At 56.8% G+C, this 1316-nt stretch carries 1 pseudogene; it reads left to right on the top strand.

The features are described 5' to 3' along the window. The first annotated feature begins 526 nt into the window (after positions 1-526). Positions 527-1287, top strand: a pseudogene (locus tag P3T23_RS47700) (IS5 family transposase). Positions 1288-1316 lie beyond the last annotated feature (29 nt).

Below are 1316 nucleotides of genomic sequence, written 5' to 3'. Positions count from 1 at the left end.
GGCGCCGCTTCATCACCTGGACGAAGGAAACCATCGATGCCGAACTGGCGAAACTGCTCGACGGATACGGCACTCAATTTCAAGTCAATTTCTCGCAAGCCCCTGCAAGAGCCCGGCCCGTTTATAGCCTCGCGCCATCGGCTTCCCGGATTGGTCGACTACAGGATCTCCCAGGTTTCTGGAGATTCCATCCCGTACCTTTGCCCTGCTCTCAGACCCCGGCTGGTCTGTCTGGTCTCACCATGGCGACCAGACAGTGCTGTCCCCATCAATGTAAGAATGAAGACACCCTGCGCTTGACATATCGAGGCTCAATCATACGGCTTCAGTACCTGCTGCTTACGCTTCAAGTAGTGCGTTACCGCACTCGCATGCAAAGCTCGCTTCGCGGCTGCTGGTTAGGCTTTGCCGGGAGGGAGTCGAACCCTCTGGAATCCAGCGAATGGTTTCTGTCCATACTTCGGTACTTCCCCCATTCCCAGACTTATCCTGGCGCTATACATCCTGTCTTTTGCGGAAGAACAGGATGCCAAGACTGATGCTCAGCGATGACCAATACGAACGGATCGCCCCCTTGCTGCCGGGCAAGTCCACCGACCCGGGGCGGACCGCAGGAGACAATCGACTGTTTGTCGAGGCCGTGCTATGGATCGCACGCACTGGCAGCCCATGGCGCGATTTGCCGCCCGATTTTGGACCGTGGAATAGCGTGTACCAACGCTTTGCCAGATGGTCTCGGGCGGAAATATGGCATGCGGTACTCGCCGAGCTTGCGGGCGACGCTGACCTTGAGGAAGTCTTCATTGACAATACGATTGTGCGCGCCCACCAGCATGCCGCCGGTACGGCGAAAAAAAGGCGAACAGGCGATCGGGCGCTCGCGCGGTGGATTGAGCACCAAGATTCACGCTCTGGTCGACGGCCTGGGTATGCTCGCTCGCTTCCATCTGACGGGCGGACAGGCGGGAGACAGCCCCGAGGCTCTGCCGTTGCTGGGAACTGAGACCCGCCAGTCTGTCTGGCGACAAGGCTTACGATACAAACGCGATCCTGCAGCATCTGGAATCGGCGGGCATTCAAGCTGTCATCCCCAGTCGCGCCAATCGTGTTGAGCAACGTCCTTTGGATGAACATCTGTATGCCTCTCGAAATCTGGTCGAACGGTTCTTTTGTCGCATCAAACAATTCCGGCGCGTTGCTACCCGCTATGACAAGCTCTCAGTGAACCGCCTCCGATTTTTCTGGACACGAATTTGGGGTAAAACGTGTGTCTGGAAATGGAGTTGAACATGCTGAAGAAGTCGAATGTCGATGAG

The sequence above is a fragment of the Paraburkholderia sp. GAS448 genome (assembly GCF_050435685.1).
Lineage (GTDB): Bacteria > Pseudomonadota > Gammaproteobacteria > Burkholderiales > Burkholderiaceae > Paraburkholderia.
This window is presented reverse-complemented; position numbering and strand designations above follow the sequence as displayed.